The 16,820-nt window shown below is 54.3% G+C and carries 17 protein-coding genes, 1 other RNA gene and 1 riboswitch; of the genes, 6 read left to right on the top strand and 12 right to left on the bottom strand.

Annotated elements, in window-relative coordinates; all coding sequences use genetic code 11:
* Positions 1–51: 51 nt before the first annotated feature.
* The 4 genes from msbA to GALF_RS01600 form a co-directional block, all read right to left on the bottom strand.
* Positions 52–1,842, bottom strand: a complete 1,791-nt coding sequence (gene msbA / locus GALF_RS01615) for a lipid A export permease/ATP-binding protein MsbA (RefSeq protein WP_013292303.1) — start codon at positions 1,840–1,842, stop codon at positions 52–54.
* Between the two features lie 41 nt (positions 1,843–1,883).
* Positions 1,884–2,477 (bottom strand): cob(I)yrinic acid a,c-diamide adenosyltransferase, encoded by a 594-nt coding sequence (cobO, locus tag GALF_RS01610; protein ID WP_013292302.1) that lies wholly within the window; start codon positions 2,475–2,477, stop codon positions 1,884–1,886.
* The gene (locus GALF_RS01605) at positions 2,470–3,036 is read right to left on the bottom strand and encodes a hypothetical protein (RefSeq protein ID WP_013292301.1); all 567 of its coding nucleotides are present in this window, start codon (positions 3,034–3,036) and stop codon (positions 2,470–2,472) included. Before GALF_RS01605 ends, cobO begins: the two co-directional genes overlap by 8 nt.
* Positions 3,037–3,143: 107 nt before the next feature.
* On the bottom strand, positions 3,144–5,162 hold the full coding sequence (locus tag GALF_RS01600) for a TonB-dependent receptor (RefSeq protein WP_013292300.1): 2,019 nt from the start codon (positions 5,160–5,162) through the stop codon (positions 3,144–3,146).
* Between the two features lie 147 nt (positions 5,163–5,309).
* Positions 5,310–5,533, bottom strand: a riboswitch (cobalamin riboswitch).
* Between the two features lie 102 nt (positions 5,534–5,635).
* Between GALF_RS01600 and GALF_RS01595 the strand changes: the two genes are divergently transcribed.
* From GALF_RS01595 to ssrS, 3 genes are all read left to right on the top strand, one after another.
* The gene (locus tag GALF_RS01595) at positions 5,636–5,836 is read left to right on the top strand and encodes a hypothetical protein (protein ID WP_013292299.1); all 201 of its coding nucleotides are present in this window, start codon (positions 5,636–5,638) and stop codon (positions 5,834–5,836) included.
* The gene (locus GALF_RS01590; protein ID WP_013292298.1) at positions 5,833–6,144 is read left to right on the top strand and encodes a cell division protein ZapA; all 312 of its coding nucleotides are present in this window, start codon (positions 5,833–5,835) and stop codon (positions 6,142–6,144) included. The genes GALF_RS01595 and GALF_RS01590 overlap by 4 nt, the downstream gene beginning before the upstream one ends.
* Positions 6,145–6,167: 23 nt before the next feature.
* Positions 6,168–6,344: non-coding RNA, 6S RNA (gene ssrS / locus GALF_RS15195), on the top strand.
* 62 nt (positions 6,345–6,406) lie between these two features.
* Here the strand turns inward: ssrS and GALF_RS01585 are convergent.
* Positions 6,407–7,660 (bottom strand): DUF445 domain-containing protein, encoded by a 1,254-nt coding sequence (locus GALF_RS01585; protein WP_013292297.1) that lies wholly within the window; start codon positions 7,658–7,660, stop codon positions 6,407–6,409.
* 211 nt (positions 7,661–7,871) lie between these two features.
* Between GALF_RS01585 and GALF_RS01580 the strand changes: the two genes are divergently transcribed.
* From GALF_RS01580 to GALF_RS01570, 3 genes are read left to right on the top strand one after another with little or no spacing between them, the layout of a single operon-like run.
* Positions 7,872–8,336: an EVE domain-containing protein gene (locus GALF_RS01580; RefSeq protein ID WP_013292296.1), complete on the top strand. Its 465-nt coding sequence runs from the start codon at positions 7,872–7,874 to the stop codon at positions 8,334–8,336.
* Between the two features lies 1 nt (position 8,337).
* Positions 8,338–9,129, top strand: coding sequence for a sulfite exporter TauE/SafE family protein (locus GALF_RS01575; protein ID WP_013292295.1), 792 nt, complete (start codon positions 8,338–8,340; stop codon positions 9,127–9,129).
* Complete coding sequence (locus GALF_RS01570) at positions 9,130–11,067, top strand: RelA/SpoT family protein (RefSeq protein WP_013292294.1); 1,938 nt, start codon at positions 9,130–9,132, stop codon at positions 11,065–11,067. It abuts the gene before it with no gap.
* A 4-nt stretch (positions 11,068–11,071) separates the two neighbouring features.
* On the opposite strand, the gene GALF_RS01565 is transcribed toward GALF_RS01570, so the two are convergent.
* The 7 genes from GALF_RS01565 to GALF_RS01535 form a co-directional block, all read right to left on the bottom strand.
* Entirely contained in the window at positions 11,072–11,836 is a 765-nt protein-coding gene (locus GALF_RS01565; protein ID WP_050752425.1) for an ABC transporter ATP-binding protein, read from the bottom strand.
* Positions 11,778–12,548, bottom strand: coding sequence for an ABC transporter ATP-binding protein (locus GALF_RS01560; protein ID WP_013292292.1), 771 nt, complete (start codon positions 12,546–12,548; stop codon positions 11,778–11,780). Before GALF_RS01560 ends, GALF_RS01565 begins: the two co-directional genes overlap by 59 nt.
* Positions 12,545–13,645: an ABC transporter permease subunit gene (locus GALF_RS01555; RefSeq protein ID WP_013292291.1), complete on the bottom strand. Its 1,101-nt coding sequence runs from the start codon at positions 13,643–13,645 to the stop codon at positions 12,545–12,547. Before GALF_RS01555 ends, GALF_RS01560 begins: the two co-directional genes overlap by 4 nt.
* The gene (locus GALF_RS01550) at positions 13,642–14,565 is read right to left on the bottom strand and encodes a branched-chain amino acid ABC transporter permease (RefSeq protein WP_013292290.1); all 924 of its coding nucleotides are present in this window, start codon (positions 14,563–14,565) and stop codon (positions 13,642–13,644) included. Before GALF_RS01550 ends, GALF_RS01555 begins: the two co-directional genes overlap by 4 nt.
* A gap of 30 nt (positions 14,566–14,595) precedes the next feature.
* Positions 14,596–15,750 carry a branched-chain amino acid ABC transporter substrate-binding protein gene (locus tag GALF_RS01545; protein ID WP_013292289.1) on the bottom strand — a complete coding sequence of 385 codons (1,155 nt, stop codon included), beginning with the start codon at positions 15,748–15,750 and terminating at the stop codon, positions 14,596–14,598.
* 133 nt (positions 15,751–15,883) lie between these two features.
* The gene (locus GALF_RS01540) at positions 15,884–16,267 is read right to left on the bottom strand and encodes a c-type cytochrome (protein ID WP_013292288.1); all 384 of its coding nucleotides are present in this window, start codon (positions 16,265–16,267) and stop codon (positions 15,884–15,886) included.
* Positions 16,268–16,342: 75 nt separating this feature from the next.
* Positions 16,343–16,660: a c-type cytochrome gene (locus GALF_RS01535; protein ID WP_013292287.1), complete on the bottom strand. Its 318-nt coding sequence runs from the start codon at positions 16,658–16,660 to the stop codon at positions 16,343–16,345.
* Positions 16,661–16,820: the final 160 nt, after the last annotated feature.

The following is a 16,820-nucleotide window of genomic DNA, read 5'->3' as shown; positions in this document are numbered from 1 at the left end:
CTGAAGTTGAATGTATCGGGTGATGCAATTTAGGGCATTAACTCCATTCCGTCAACCTTGAGCGTCTTGTGGAATTAGGTGTGCGCCGGGTGAAAACTGAACACTGTGCAACTGCGCATAGACGCCATTTTTAGCGAGCAATTCGCTGTGGGTGCCGATCTCGGCAATTTCGCCTTTATGCAATACAACGATGCGATCCGCTTTTTCGATCGTGGATAACCGGTGTGCAATCACCAGCGTGGTACGCCCCTGCATCAGGGTTTCCAGCGCCGCCTGCACATGACGCTCAGACTCGGAATCCAGTGCAGATGTCGCTTCATCCAAAATCAGCACCGGCGCATCTTTTAAAATCGCACGCGCAATCGCAATACGCTGACGCTGACCACCGGACAGCTTGACGCCGCGTTCCCCCACCAGCGTATTCAAGCCTTCCGGCCACTCTCGGATGAACTCCATCGCATGAGCCGCCGTAGCCGCCGCGACAATCTCAGATTCACTGACCGCCCGCGTCTGCCCGTAGGCGATATTCGCGGCAAGTGTGTCATTGAATAGCAGCACTTCCTGACTCACCAACGCGATATTAGCGCGCAGACTTGTCAGCGTCAGCTCGTTCAGATTATGGCCATCCAGCGTAATGCGCCCGCTGCCCGGCAGATAAAACCTGGGAACCAGATTAGCGAGCGTGCTTTTACCGCTGCCCGATGCGCCGACCAGCGCCACCGTTTGACCCGCAGGAATATCCAGACAAATATCGCTCAGCGCCTGACGAATGGCACTTTTTTCATCCGTCGACTCACTTTGATAGGCAAAATTAAGATGTTCAATATGCAAGGCACCACGCGCCCGCCCGATGGCAACCGTTCCGGCATCGGGTTCACTGGCCGTATCGAGCAGCTCAAACACACTCTCCGCTGCAGCCAGTCCGCGCTGCATATGCTCGCTGATACCGGTCAAGCGTTTGATGGGCGCGGTCAACATCAGCATCGCCGCGACAAACGACAAAAAACCGCCGACGCTGGTCGCATCGGTCTTAGCTTGCGCAGTGGCCAAATAAATAATCACCGCCAGCGCAACGGCTGCAACCAGTTGCACCAAGGGCACGTTCGCTGCCGCGGCCGCCGCCTGTTTCATCGCATGACGGCGCATCCAATTCGTCTCGCTGGTAAAGCGCTGCTCTTCATACTGTTGACCGCCGAACAGCTTGACGACTTTGTGCGCGCCCACGCTCTCTTCGATGACTTGCGTGACGTTTCCCATCGCGCGCTGCGAATCCCGGCTGGAATTGCGCAGGCGGCGATTGATGGTGTAAATCACCAGTGCGACGGCCGGCGTGACGATCAGCGAGAGCAAGGTGAGCTTCCAGTTCAGGTACAAAAGCCACCCCATTAAACCTGCGATGATGATCGAGTCGCGTATGGTGACGGTCACCACGCTCGTTGCCGCCGCCGTGACCTGAGTAACGTCAAAAGTGAGTTTGGATATCAGATTGCCGGTAGCATGGTTATCGTAATACGCCGTCGGCAGGGTCAACAGTTTGCGGAACATCTCACCGCGCAAATCCATCACCACCTTGTTACCCACCCAATTGATCGCGTAGGTCGCAACGAATCCTGCGATTCCGCGCACCAAAAAAATCAAGATAATGATCAGCGGCGCCCAGCGAATGACAAAATCATCCTTCTGCACAAACGTGCCGTCCAGCATGGGTTTGAGCAGTGCAGGCAACAGCGGCTCGGTCGCTGCCGCAATCGCCGTCCCGAGAATGGATGCGGCAAACACGCGCCAATACGGTTTCACATAGGAGAGCAGACGCAAATACAACTGAGAGGTCGAAAGATTCATGGCGCGCACTTTATCAGAAAAGCAGGGCGTTCGGACTGGCCTTAAAGATCAATACCGGCCTGCGCGCGAATACCGGCACGGAAGGCATGCTTGACATCATTAATTTCGCTGACGGTATCGGCAAGACCAATCAAATCTTGCGAAGCGGCGCGCCCGGTAATCACCACATGCTGACCGGCAGGGCGAGCCGCGAGATCCGCGCACACCTGAGTCGCATCCAGATAACCGTAATTGAGCAGATAGGTCAGTTCGTCGAGCACCACAAGATGCAAGGAGGCATCCTGTAACAGCGTTTGCGCAACCGTCCAGCCGCGTAACGCGCTCGCCACGTCCGCCTCGCGATCTTGCGTATCCCAGGTAAAACCGTCACCCAGAACATGCCACTGCACGCCGGGCTGACGGGCGAAAAACGCCTCTTCACCCGTGTCGCGGCGAGACTTAAGAAATTGCGCCACACCAACCCGATGTCCATACCCCAGACTGCGTGCCACCATCCCGAAGGCTGAACTTGATTTCCCCTTGCCGTTACCCGTCAGAACAAGCAATAAACCCTTATCGCGATCGGCGCTGGCAATAGCCGCATCCACCACGGCCTTTTTGCGGGCCATACGGTTGCGGTGATGACTATCAGGCATGTTTCGCGTCAGTCGCAGCACTGCGTGCAAACACGACATACAGCATCGCGGCCGGAATCAGGTAAATGACGGCGCCGCTCACGTAAGGCACATAGTACTGAGTCACTTCAGACGCATACTGCATAGCGCTCATGCCCACATAGCGATCCGAGAACAGGTAGAACGAAGCGTTTGATATGACAAAGGCCACATTAACGGCGGCCAGCGAAATCGCGGAAAACCAGCCCAGACTGCGCAGGGTATTCTGGTGCATGCCTGCGTAATAGCGCCCTGCAAACCACAACACAGCATAAGTTGGGATCAAGAAGCCATAGGCCGGCGTCATGCAGTAATCACTCACGCCAAATTGAGTCACAGCGGTGAAATCGAGCAGTGCGGCCTCAGCCAGCAATACGCCGAAAAACAGCGGACTCGCCATCACAGCGCCTGCCAGTAAAAACACCGCCAGCGAGGCATCGGGCAGATGCAGACCGCTGCCGAAATGATGCATGCGGGTGAACGCCATGAGCGCAACAAGCGCCACTAAAATGGCGGATTTTTTAATCTGGATGTTATTCATTACCTCTCCTTAAATTGGGTAGCGGCGCAATGATACCAAACTGCGCCACTACCCGCTAAAAAACAAAGGCGGCACACCGCCCTTGCCTGCATCAAAATAACGGATGCTTAAAATTGATAACTTGCATTCAACGAAAAATTCCGCCCCTGCATCGGATAAGCGTTATAAACGCCCGGCGTAAAGGTACTGGATACGGCATAAGTATAATACTGCCTGTTAAACAGATTATTCACAGCTGCAGCCAGCTGCCACGCACCTTCCCGATGGGTTAGCTTCATATCCACCGTCGTGTACGCAGGCATTTTTTGCCCGAAAGTATTCGCCTGATCATTATCAAAATGCTGCTGACCAACGTACATGGCGCTGCCGCTCAGCGAAGTTTTTTCCGTCAACTTGAGTGCGGTTGAAAGTGCAAGACGTTGCCGTGGCACCAGCGGAATATTATTGCCGGACACATTTATTCCGCCGTAAGTCCCGTTAGAAAATTTAGCCACGGTATAACTGTAGGCAGCACCCACTTCTACCGAATCACTATAGGCGTGCGTGCCTTCCAGCTCTAGACCGTAGCGACGCGTTGGTGAAAGATTCATGTTGGTAAAGGTGAGCGCATTGTAATGAATTTCATTATTCAAATTCATCTGGTATAGCGTCGCCCGGATTTTGTCCTTTGCACTTTTATAATCCAATCCCAACTCACTGTCCTGCGAGGTTTGCGGTTCTAGCATGGTAACTTTTGAATCAAAGAATGGTCCGCCATACTGGGCAAAAATCTCATCCACGGTCGCGATCCGGAAACTGCGACCAATTCGACCAAAAACAGCCAGTGTTTGATTCAGGTTATGACGCAACCCGAGTTCGTATGCATTCGCCGTCCTCACCTGATTAGCCGAAGCGTATGCAGCGGGATTGACTGCATCACGCGCCTGATAACTCACCCTTTGTGAACGCGCGCCCAAGGTCAACTTAGTATCAGCACCCAGCTGATTTACATTTTGCAGATATAGCGCACGATCGGACTGCCCTGCCAGAATTTTTGTCGTCGGCGTACCCATGTTTGCCGGAGCACTTGAACGGCTGGAATCATAGTTCCAGTTGGATAGATCCATACCCACAGTCAGCTCATTTGCCGCGCCACCTAGCTGGTAAGGTACTTTTATACGCGGGGTAAAGGAAAGTAGATTAAGCGCGGTATCCAGATACGCCCCGCCAAACGCGGCGAAATAGGCCGTCCGTTTAGTGTCCCGATACGAAAGCTCCCCCGCAAACTCGCCGAACTCAAATTGTTGCGCAGTACCCAAACTAACATGCACACCATTGCGCGTGCCATAATCAAGCGGCGTTGCTGTGCCACGAGGATCAGTCAATAGCTGATTAACGCCCGTATTCGGGTTTACGCTGCGATTTCCCGGATATCGTATCGTCTGATTATCCGCACCGAACTTCACGAACGCATCACCCTGCCCTACATCACCCCGAATATCCGCTTCCAGATTGTTTTGTGTGACGTTGTTATTAGCGCGATAGTTGGCTGTATCCAAACCACTGGCCGTGATACGCATACCGAGTCGTTCGCCTGAACCTGAAAGCGCCAATTGCCATTCCTTGGCGCCATAGCTTCCTGCTCCTACACTTGCAATGCCATGCACGCCTTTACCTGGATGTTTAGTCACGATATGAATCGTACCGCCGCTAGCACCGCCTCCATAAAGGACAGCGCCGCTGCCGTTGACGATTTCAATGCGTTCTATGGAGTCGAGCGGAATGGCCGACCAGTGTATCGAAGTCAGTTCAATATCATTGAGTGGCTGACCATCGAGCAAAACCAGCGTATTTTGATTCCCCGTCATACCAAAACCGCGCATATCAACGGCTAAATCTGGCGTGCCGTCCGTACTGCGCACCTGAATACCGACGTGTTGTGCCAGCAGGCTGGGCAGTGTTTTCGCAGCACTCTTTTCAATGTCAGCAGCGGTAATGACGGTAACGTTAACAGCCGTATTTTCCGAGGTCGTTGCAAAACGTGTTGCTGTGACGACCACCTCATCAAGGCTGGCAGTTTCAGCAAAAGATACCGTTGGAAGTGTGATCGCACCGAACAGTGCGATGATGATAAGTTTTTGATGCATCGTGATTTCCCGAATAAATCCCAAGCGTCCCCGTTGGAATGTTTTATTTTCAGGAAATACTGCGAGTGAATGCGATAAAGTCACGAGACGGGACAAGGCTTGCGCCGCGCTTTCTCATGAATTCCGATGCGCCGCCCGCAGCATCTCCCGTACCTTTGCAATAAGGCCGGTATCCGGGCTCACAAGTCTTGATTTACCGCCTTCCCATGATGACTCACAGTGGCTCAATGGCAAATCCACACTCGACGACCGTTGCGGGGGCAGCTCAGGCTTTGTCGACGGCACCGGAAATTTCCTGTGTCAAACAACGCACCTGCTTCCCGTTTAACTTGACTGCAAAGCAACCAAGCACCTCAAAGCAGCGCACACTTTAACACGCGCCCGGCTCTGCACAAAACGGTGTTTTATAAAACGCTTCTAAAAGCGCGTCTTAGCAATTGACTTTCCAGCACTTTTCAAACTATATTAGCCGCATGGAAAATGAACTAAATACACTGGAGCAAAAACTCGGCCAGCTGATCAAAATCAGCAGCCAGTTGCGCACGGAAAACCATCAATTGCGCCAGGAACTGGCTCAGGCACAAAGCGATAACCGGCTGTGTAATGACAAAATTGAAAGCGCGCGGACGCGGCTGGAAAAATTGCTGCCCACCTTTCCTGAGGAACTGTCATGAGCGGCCAAAAAAACATGCTGGACGTGAAGATTCTCGATCGGGAATTGCGCGTTGCCTGTCCTGAAGATGAGCGCGAGGCGCTGCTGTCTGCGGTCGCCTATCTGGACAAAAAAATGACCGAGATTCGCGATGCCGGAAAGATCGTGAACGTCGAGCGTATCGCGATCATGGCCGCGCTCAATATTGCCCATGAATTGCTTTCAACAAAGCTCGGGCGCGGGGTTGACCTGTCAGACTTAACGCGTAGAATGACTGCCATGCAGACAGCGATCGATCAGGCGTTAGCCGAACAGGAAAATCTGTTTTAATCGGCCACCTCAAGATTTCGAGTTGTCCCCTGCGGTGTTCGTCAGACTCATATATTCTTTGAACCAAGTAACTTTACAGGTCGCGACCCACACGCCATTGTTGTGAACGTCCCTTGCGGATGATCCTGATATGACAGGGAAGTGACCCTCTTGAACCTTTAGGTTCGAGATGCTGGGTCAACGGCACAGGCGGGGGGCTTTATTTTAATGCGACCGAAAGGTCGCATTTTTTTATTGGCTCTGAAGTTGCAAGTCTCTGCGACTAGCCGCCGATCAACCGAGTGACCGCATAGATTGCCAGACCGAACAGGCCACCGACCAGCGTGCCGTTGATGCGAATATACTGAAGGTCGCGGCCCAAATACAACTCCAGCCGGTTAACCATCTCTTTATCGTCCCAGTTGGCGAACTCCTCCCGAATCAAATCGCCCACTGCCCCCTTGTTAGCATTGGCGGCCTGTATCAACGCCGCCTGAATCTGCTCATTGATCCACGAGCGCACGGCCTCATTGCTCACCAACTGAGATTCAAGCTGATCAACCAGCGCGGTGATTTTTCCGGCAAGCACCGATTCAGGTTCAGACAAATCGAGCACCACCCATTCGCGCAACTGATCCCACAATAACTCGATCTGCGCTGCAAATTCAGGACGACTCAATAAGGCTTCTTTCTGAGCGTTCATCCATGCCTGCAATTCGGGATCCTGTTGCAGTCGCTGCAGATAGCTTTGCACCTGCTCGTTGTATTCGCGATACAACCCATTGGTTTCATCCTCGGCCACCGCACGCAACTTATTGACCACCGCCGTGCGTATCGTCGGCACAAACGGCTCTATCATGCTCTGCACAAAGGCGTTATCGCTCCAGCCCTTGATAAAAGCCGAAATCGTTTCGTTATTGTCAGGATTATCCACATAGTCGGCAAACCGGTTCAGCCCGCCATGCAAAATCTTGTGGTGACGCTCTCCGCGTGTGACAAGCTCCAGACTTCCCGCCAGCAATCCTGACAGGTCGATGCTCTGCAGCTTGCTGCGCGTCGCCTGTGCGATAAAATCATGGATGCGCCTGTCGTCCAGCGCCTTTACGCCATAGATAAACCCCGTACTTAAATATCCAGCCACACGCTTGCGGTTATCTGTAAGCATCAGCCACTGCGACAATTGCAACGCCGCATCATAACGTTTGAGTCGCTGCGCAATCACCTCCGCGCTCAAAAATTGCCCGACGACAAAATCTGCCAAGCTATCGGCAATACTGCGTTTGTTGCGGGTCACGATCGCGGTGTGCGGAATAGGAATCCCCAGCGGATGGCGGAACAGGGCCACTACCGCAAACCAATCGGCCAGTGCACCTATCATCGCAGCCTCCGCAAAGGCCGCGAGATACCCCAGTGCAAAGAGCTTCCCCAGAATGTACAAACAGGCTGCCAAACCTAACAAACCGGCTGCAATCCATTTCATTCTGGCAAGATCTCGCTCTCTTGTGGTATTTTCAGACGCAGTGGCGATGTCGTTCATGATTTATTCTCGTTGACTGGTTATAGTTATGACTCCGGCAAGTGCCACAGGGTAACGCAACTTCTCAGTTCATGCCAATGAACACGAAAGTGATCCTTCGAGTACTATGAGCACCTATGCTGTACGCAGCGATTCGCGCAAGGCATAAAAATATGCAACATATTGATTTTAAATAATTATTTAACAACAACCCAACACGATAAAATACTCCATGCGCTACTGGCTTATGAAATCTGAACCCGCCGACGTCAGCATTGACGATCTGGCCAGCTTCCCCGATCAAAGTGTGGCCTGGTATGGCGTGCGCAACTATCAGGCACGCAATTTTATGCGCGACCAGATGGCTATCGGCGACGGCGTACTGTTTTATCACTCCAACTGCAAAATACCCGGCATTGCCGGCATCGCACGCGTATCGACCACGGCCTATCCGGACGCAAAACAATACGATCAAACCAGCAAGTATTTCGACGAAAAAGCCACTCCGGAACAGCCACGCTGGTTCAATGTCGATGTGCAACTGGTCAAAAAAATCCCGCTCATTTCGCTCAGTGAGTTGCGTCTGCATCCTGAACTCGAACGCATGCGCACCTTGCAACAAGGCAACCGCCTCTCCATCACCCCGCTCGACCCGCTTGAGTGGAATTACATCACCACGGTACTGGTTCGCGACTGATATGGAATGGGCCTACCTGCTGCTGGGTGCAACCGTCGGCCTGCTGGGCGGACTGTTCGGCATCGGCGGCGGTACGGTACTGGTACCCGTCCTGCTGCTATTGTTCGATGCACAGCAATTCCCGCCCGAACACCTGCTGCATCTGGCGCTGGGCACCTCGATGGCAACCATCATTTTCACAGCCCTTGCCAGCCTGTACAAGCACCACCAGCACAGGGCGGTTGACTGGAACGTAGTGCGCACCATCACACCCGGCATCCTGATCGGCACAGGCTTGGGCTCCCTGCTTGCCACCAGCATTCCGACCCATTTTGTCGGGATTTTATTTGCGCTGTTCGTGTATTTCGCCGCCGCACAAATCCTGTTCGACCTGCGCCCGCCCGTCTCGCGTCAACTGCCCGGCAAGCTGATCATCAGGCTGTTCGGGGTATTCGCAGGCACCTTGAGCAGCTTAGTTTCCATCGGCGGCGGCACGGTCGTCATCCCCTTCCTGTTGCGCAGCAACCTATCGATCCGGCACGCCATCGGCACCTCGGCGGCCATCAGTTTTCCTGTGGCCATCGGCGGCACGATAGGCTATGTGGCAACCGGCCTCAATGCCTCCGGACTCCCCCCGTTGAGCCTGGGCTACGTTTATCTGCCCTGCTTGCTGTGGACAGCTGCAGCCAGCGTCATCACCGCGCCGCTGGGCGCCAAAGCCGCACACCGGATGAATATAGGCGTGCTGCGCAAATTATTCGCGGTACTGCTTTTGCTGCTCGCCACAAAATTACTTTTCAAGGTCTTAGGATAAATGGTTTCCATTCAGAGCACATCATCACAAACCGATGCGATGTCCTGGCTGCCGGGCCTAGCAGGTTTATTTTCCCCTGAGGAAATCGATGTCATCGCTCGCGCCTGCGCAGTCGCCGAACCGCTCTACAGAGGACAGACGGAGCTCACCGGCACGCCATTGATGCAACACGCGCTGGGATCGGCCTCGATCTTAATCGGCATGAACATGGATCATGAAACCATCGCGGCGACGATCCTGCATGCTGTCCCTGAGTATCTGGACGACTGGGCTGAAAAGCTGAAAACCGACTTCGGCGCGCCCGTCATGGCACTGGTCGAGGGCATTTCGCGTCTGGAGCAAATCAAACAATTTCGCGAGTTGCGCAGTACCGACAAGAAAATCGACAACAGCCAGCAGATCGATGTGCTGCGAAAAATGTTGCTGGCGATGGTCAGCGATATTCGCGTCGTGCTGATTAAATTAGCCGAACGCACCCAGACGCTGCGCTGCCTGTCAGGTGCAAGCCCGGATGAGCAAAAACTGATCGCACAGGAGACACAGAGCCTGTTCGCGCCGCTGGCAAACCGCCTCGGCGTATGGCAAATCAAATGGGAGCTGGAAGATTTATCCGTGCGCTATCTCGATCCGGTACTGTACAAACAAGTCGCAAGACTGCTCGATGAACGACGTGTCGATCGCGAACGCTACATCGATGACGTCGTACAGCAACTCAAACGCACCCTTAGCGCTGCGGGGATAGAGGCCGAGGTGACGGGCCGCCCCAAACATATTTACAGCATCATCAACAAAATGAAGCGCAAACACCTGGCGTTTGATGAACTGTACGACGTGCGCGCGGTGCGCATCCTAGTGGACGATGTGCAAAGCTGCTACGCATCGCTCAGTCTGGTGCATGATCTCTGGACACAGATCGGCAGCGAATACGATGACTATATCGCGCGCCCCAAGAGCAACAACTACCGCTCGCTGCATACCGCCGTAATCGGCCCGCGCGAACAAAATTTCGAGGTGCAGATTCGTACCCGTGAAATGCACCAGTATTCCGAGTTGGGCGTCGCCGCTCACTGGCGCTACAAAGAGGGCGGCAAGACGGACGCCAAGCTCGATGAAAAGATCATCTGGCTGCGGCAGATACTGGAATGGAAAGACGACCTGACGGATCGCGGCGATTTGCAGGCGCAATTCAAAAATGAGCTATTTCACGATCAGGTCTACGTGCTCACGCCGCAAGGCCGCGTCGTTGACCTGCCCAAAGGCGCGACACCGGTTGATTTCGCCTACATGCTGCATACCGATCTGGGACACCGCACACGCGGCGCGAAAGTGGATGGCGCGATCGTGCCGCTCAACTACAAGTTACAAAACGGTCAGCGCGTGGAAATCTTAACCACGAAACAAGGCGGACCCAGCCGCGACTGGCTCACCCCTGCGCTGGGATTTTTACAGGGTGCCCGCGCCCGCGCCAAGGTGCGGGCCTGGTTCAAGAACCAGAACATCGATGAGAGTATCGCGCAAGGCAGAATACAGTTAGATCGCGAATTACAACGCCATGGCGTGACTTCAGTGAATCAGGAAAAACTCGCGCAACGCCTGCATTTCAATAAGCTGGACGATCTGCTGGCCGCCCTCGGACGCAACGAAATCACCCAGCGCCGCATTGCGGTGGCGCTCAGCGCTGAACTGCCCAATAAAATAATCGCGATTGCAAAACCCGTGTTCAGGGCACCGGCGGAAAAACGTTCAGCGACAGGCATACTGATCGAAGGGCTGGGGAATCTGGTGACCCGCCCTGCCAAATGCTGCAACCCCGCGCCCCCCGATGTGATCATCGCCTATGTCACACGCGACCGGGGTATTACCATCCACCGTAAAGATTGTGCCTTCGCGCTACAGCTGACACGCGACCGGCTGCTCAATGCGCAATGGAGCAGCTAGCGTATTAAGCGCCCAGATAAGCGCGCTGTACCGCATCGCTGCCCAGCAAGTCAGCCGATACGCCCGACAGGGCAATCGATCCACCCTCCATCACGTAGCTGCGCGAGGAGACCTGCAGCGCGAGCCTGGCATTTTGCTCAACCAGCAGTATGCTCATACCCTGAGCCGCAACCTCGCGGATCGTTTCAAAAATCTTCTTCACCATCAAGGGTGCCAGTCCCATGCTGGGTTCATCGAGCATTAACAGGCGCGGACGACTCATCAAGGCGCGCGCCATCGCCAGCATCTGCTGCTCACCCCCGGACAGTGTGCCGGCCAGTTGATCGCGGCGCTCGACAAGGCGCGGAAACAAGGCGTACATACGCGCCAGATCCTCATTGATTTGTGCCTGATCGCAACGACTATAAGCCCCCATCAGGAGGTTTTCGGCCACCGTCAGACGCGCAAATACGCCGCGACCTTCGGGTACTAACGCAATACCCATGGATACGCGCTGATGCGCAGGAACGGCGTTTAAAACGCTACCGTCATAAATAATTTCCCCGCCAGCGGGCGCGATGAGTCCGGCTAGGGCTTTGAGCGTGGTCGTTTTTCCCGCACCGTTGCTGCCGATCAGCGCGACCAGTTCACCCTGACCGATATGAAAATCGATCCCCTTAACGGCATGAATTCCGCCATAGCCGACTTCCAGCCCGCTTATTTCCAGAAGTTTATTCACTCTCCGCTCCAATATAGGCGGCGATGACGCCGGGATTATTGCGCACGTCATCCGGTGTTCCCTCAGCAATTTTACGGCCGTAGTCGAGTACCGCCACCCGGTCGCACAGTCCCATAATCAGCTTTACATCGTGTTCGATCAGCATCACGGTAACGCCTGTAGAACGGATGGCCTGCAACAATACCTTCAAACTCTCCGTCTCAGTCGCGTTCATGCCGGCCGCAGGTTCATCGAGCGCCAGCAGCAGCGGTTCGGTGGCCAGCGCGCGGGCGATTTCCAGACGACGCTGTTCGCCGTAGGACAGATTCTTCGCCAGCGTCTGATGAGGCTTGCTGATGCCGACATAGTCCAGCAATTGGCGCGCGCGCGCAATGGACGCGCGCTCTTCATCCCGCGTCGCCCGGTTCTTAAACAGGGCACCGAACACGCCGGCACGGGTTCGCGCATGGCGCCCGATCAGCACATTTTCCAGCGCGGTAAGATTGGCAAACAGGCGAATATTCTGGAAGGTGCGCGCAATCCCGGCCTGTGCCAGCAAATGCGGCGCACCGGTTTGAAAGCGGCGGCCATTGAAGCGAAATTCACCCGAACTTGCCTGATACAGGCCGGTGACTACGTTAAACAGCGTAGTTTTCCCCGCCCCGTTCGGGCCGATCAGCCCGTAGATTTCGCCAGCGTTAATATGCAACGAAACATCCGTCAGGGCGGAGAGCCCGCCGAATTGCTTGCCGATGCCTGTCAGCGCCAGTAACGGTTCGCTCATCGTGCGGCCTCGTCGGATTCCAGCTCACGGCGACGCACGCGCGAAGGCCATAAACCTGCGGGGCGATACAACATCACAACAATCAGCGCGACACCAAACAGCAACATACGCAGACTTTCCGGATCAATCAGTGTCTTGCCGAACAACGCCTGCTGCAAGGGCACCACGCTGTGGCGCAGCACTTCGGGCAACAAGGCGAGCAGCAAGCCACCCAGAATCACGCCGTAGATATGCCCCATGCCGCCTAACACCACCATGCATAACACCATGATGGATTCCATCAAACTGAAGCTTTCCGGGCTGACGAATCCTTGAAATCCGGCGAACAAGGTGCCTGACACGCCGCCAAACATCGCACCCATCGCAAAGGCCAGCAACTTCAGATTGCGTGTATTAATGCCCATTGCGGAGGCGGCAATCTCATCCTCGCGTATGGCCATCCAGGCGCGTCCAATGCGCGACTTTTCAAGACGGCTGGACACAAATACCACCAACATCGTAAAAGCCAAAAACAGGTAGAAATACAGATGCACCGAAGGCAGCGTAATCCCCATCACCTGCTGCGTGCTATTCAGCGAAACACCCGCCACACTGATCGGATCGATGCGACTGATGCCCTGCGGGCCGTTGGTGAAATTCACCGGCGCATTCAGGTTATTCATGAAGATGCGGATGATTTCACCGAAACCCAGCGTCACGATGGCCAGATAATCGCCTCTCAAACGCAAGGTCGGCGCGCCGAGCAATACGCCAAAACCGCCAGCCAAAACCGCTGCCAGCGGCAATACGATCCAGAACGACAGATGCAAGCCGTCCGGAAAGAGCAAGGGGAAGGCCAGCGCCAGATGGGGAGATCCGGTCAGCGCATAACAATACGCGCCCACCGCGAAGAACGCGATGTAGCCCAAATCCAGCAGCCCCGCATAGCCGACCACGATGTTAAGCCCTAACGCCAGCATGATATAGAGCATGGCGAAATCGACGATGCGCACCCAACCGCGCCCGAGCAGCGCATCAGTCAAAAATGGCAACAAGAGCACCGAGACCAGCAGCAACCCGTTTAGAACGTGCTGCGTTGAAAAATTATATTTTTTCATGCACGCTCCGCCAGTCGTTCACCGAGCAACCCGGAAGGTCTGAACACGAGGACGGCGATCAGCACGAAGAAAGCAAATACGTCCTGATACTGGCTGCCCAAAAATCCGCCCGTCAGATCACCGATATAACCCGCGCCCAGACTCTCGATCAACCCCAGCAGCAAGCCGCCCAGCATCGCACCGCGCAGGTTGCCGATCCCGCCCAGCACCGCCGCCGTAAAGGCTTTTAATCCCAGCAAAAATCCCATGTAATAATGTGCCAGACCGTAGTTGGCGCTGACCATCAATCCTGCGATAGCCGCCAGTGCCGAACCCAGCATAAAGGTGACCGAGATGACCCGATTGACATCCACGCCCATCAATTGCGCGGCGTGCTGATTTTCAGCTACCGCCCGCATTGCACGCCCCAGCGATGTGCGATGCACAATCAGCATTAAGCCCGCCATGATCACAAACGCCATGATGATAATAATGATTTGAATATCGTTGATAATTGCGCCGCCAACGTGGTGTGACTGATTGTTGATCAACTGAGGAAAGGCGTGGTATTCGCGCCCCCAGATCATCATCGCCAGATTCTGCAGCACGATGGAGACGCCGATAGCTGTAATTAACGGCGCTAAGCGCGGCGCATGGCGCAGTGGCCGGTAGGCGATACGTTCGATGCCAAAACCCAGCAGCATGCAGCCTGCCATAGCCAGCAACAGGCTGACCGGCAAGGCCAGCAGCGGCGGCACCCCCCAGCCGATCAACGCGGTCAGTGCTGACAGCGCCAGCATCGCGCCCACCATCACCACCTCACCGTGGGCGAAGTTGATCAGTCCCAGTATGCCGTACACCATGGTATAGCCCAATGCCACCAGCGCATACACACTGCCCTGCACCAGACCGTTGATGATTTGCTGAAAAAATATTTCCATTGCGGGTGCGATTAAAATCCGTTTTAAGGATTATTTTTCCGCGCCAACGGTTTCCAGCACCTGCCACTTGCCCTGTTTGACCTGATACAACGTCACGGCGCCGCCCTTCAGATCTCCGTTGCCATCGAACTGAATATTGGCGGTGACGCCCTGATGCGACAGACTGGCTAACGCTGGCATATATTTAGCAGGATCAATCGAATCGGCCTTTTGCATTGCGGCAATCATCACGTTGACCGCATCGTAGCAATAGGGCGCGTATAACTGGATAGGCTGGTATTTGGCCACAAAACGATCTGAAAAATCTTTCCCGCCCGGCATTTTATCCAGCGGCACGCCGGGCAGTGAGGCATAAGCACCCTCCGCCGCATCCCCCGCCAGCTTAACGAATTCGGGTGTATACCCGCCATCACCCATCATAAGCCTCACATTCAGCGCAAGCGCCTTGATTTGTCTGGCCATCGGTCCGCCCTGCGCATCCATACCGCCGTAGAACAGCAAATCAGGCTGGCGGCCTTTAACGGCCGTCAACACCGCCGTGAAATCCACCGACTTATCGCTGGTATATTCATGCGCAACGATCTGCGCACCTGCGGCACGGGCGGCTTTGATGAATTCGTCTGCGAGCCCCTGTCCATAGGCCGTACGGTCGTCGATGATGGCGATTTTCACGGCACCGAGATTTTTCACCGCATATTCTCCCAGCGCACGGCCTTGCTGCGCATCATTCGCCATCACGCGAAAAGCGGTCTTAAAGCCCTGTTGGGTATAGCTGACCGCTGTGGCGGAAGGTGAAATCTGCGGAATCGCGTTATCGCTGTAGATTTTTGCAGCTGGAATGGTAGTGCCGGAATTAAGATGGCCGATCACACCTGCCACTTTATTGTCCACCAGCTTTTGCGCGACGATGGTCGCCGTCTTGGGATCGGCCTGATCATCTTCGCTGATCAATTCGAAATGTACCTTTTTGCCGCCTATCGTAATGCCCTTTGCATTCGCATCGTCGATCGCCATGCGTGTGCCATTCTCGTTGTCTTTACCCAGATGCGCCTGAGGACCGGTCAGGGGCGCAACTGCGCCGATACGCACGACCAATTCACCAGCCGCCTGATCGTTAGCGGATTTTCCGCATGCGGCCAGTGCGAACAAGGCTGTGAACAACAGTGAAACAGAGCGGAATGACATAGTTGAATCCCTGGGAATTAGCGCAGTGGCGATAAGCGGTCGATTATGCATAGCCGCCGCACTGCTTGTCAATTTGACGGGCAACAAAAAAGCCGGCTCGCACCGACTTTTATGGAGATTACTCAGTAGCGACTTATTTAGCCAGTGCCAGAATAAAGCGCACCAGTTCCTTCATTTGTTCGGGCTTTTTGCCTGAGGCATCGTTCGCCGGCATCGGCATGGTTCCCCAGTTGCCAGCGCCGCCCTTGGAAACTTTGATGATCAGACGCGCTTCGGCAGTGGCGTCCCCTTTATATTTGTTGGCAATATCCATCCACGACGGACCAACGACCTTCTTGTCAATCGCATGACAAGCGGTGCAATTATTCTCCCTGGCAGCCAAGGGCATCGTTTTAGCAGATTCGGTAACCGACGCCACCACAGCTTTAGGCGCAACGGCATGAGCCTCCTCAGTCTTGTTGCAAGCGCTCAGAAACAGCGCAAACAGCACAACTAGAAAAACGTAACTTTTTTTCATGGAATTCTCGGTTTAAGGCGTACGACAAATGAAAAAGCGAAGCCGACGAATCAGCTTCGCTTCAGTACCGCTAGATTACTTCAAACCAGCGATAAACTTAGACAGTTCTTTGATATCTGCATCGGATGCGCCCATGCCCTTAGGAGGCATATTGCCCATCTTCCAGCCAAATGCACCACCCTTAGTAACATTAGCAGCGATTTTGCTTTCAGCATCTTTGTCGCCAGCATACTTCTTAGCAACTTCAGTCCAAGCTGGACCAACGACCTTTTTGTCTACAGCGTGGCATGCGCCGCACTTTGCTTTGCCATTTGCTGGCATATCAACAGCCATAGCTGAACCTGCGATCATCAAACCTGCTGCAACTGCGATACTTGCGATAATAGATTTCATATGTTCTCTCCGTTTTATGATCAAAAAACTTATAAAGATGCGGAGGTTTCTCCTCCGCTAGTGATTCTAAACAACTCCGCTCAGTTTGCCTATCAACTTTTCTGAACGTGAGCCAATAACGTTCAGAAACACACTCCGGTTGACACCGTTATTACAAATA

This window comes from Gallionella capsiferriformans ES-2 (assembly GCF_000145255.1).
Classification (GTDB): domain Bacteria; phylum Pseudomonadota; class Gammaproteobacteria; order Burkholderiales; family Gallionellaceae; genus Gallionella; species Gallionella capsiferriformans.
The sequence above is the reverse complement of the archived record's forward strand: the minus strand, read 5'-3'. Positions and strand labels throughout refer to the sequence as shown.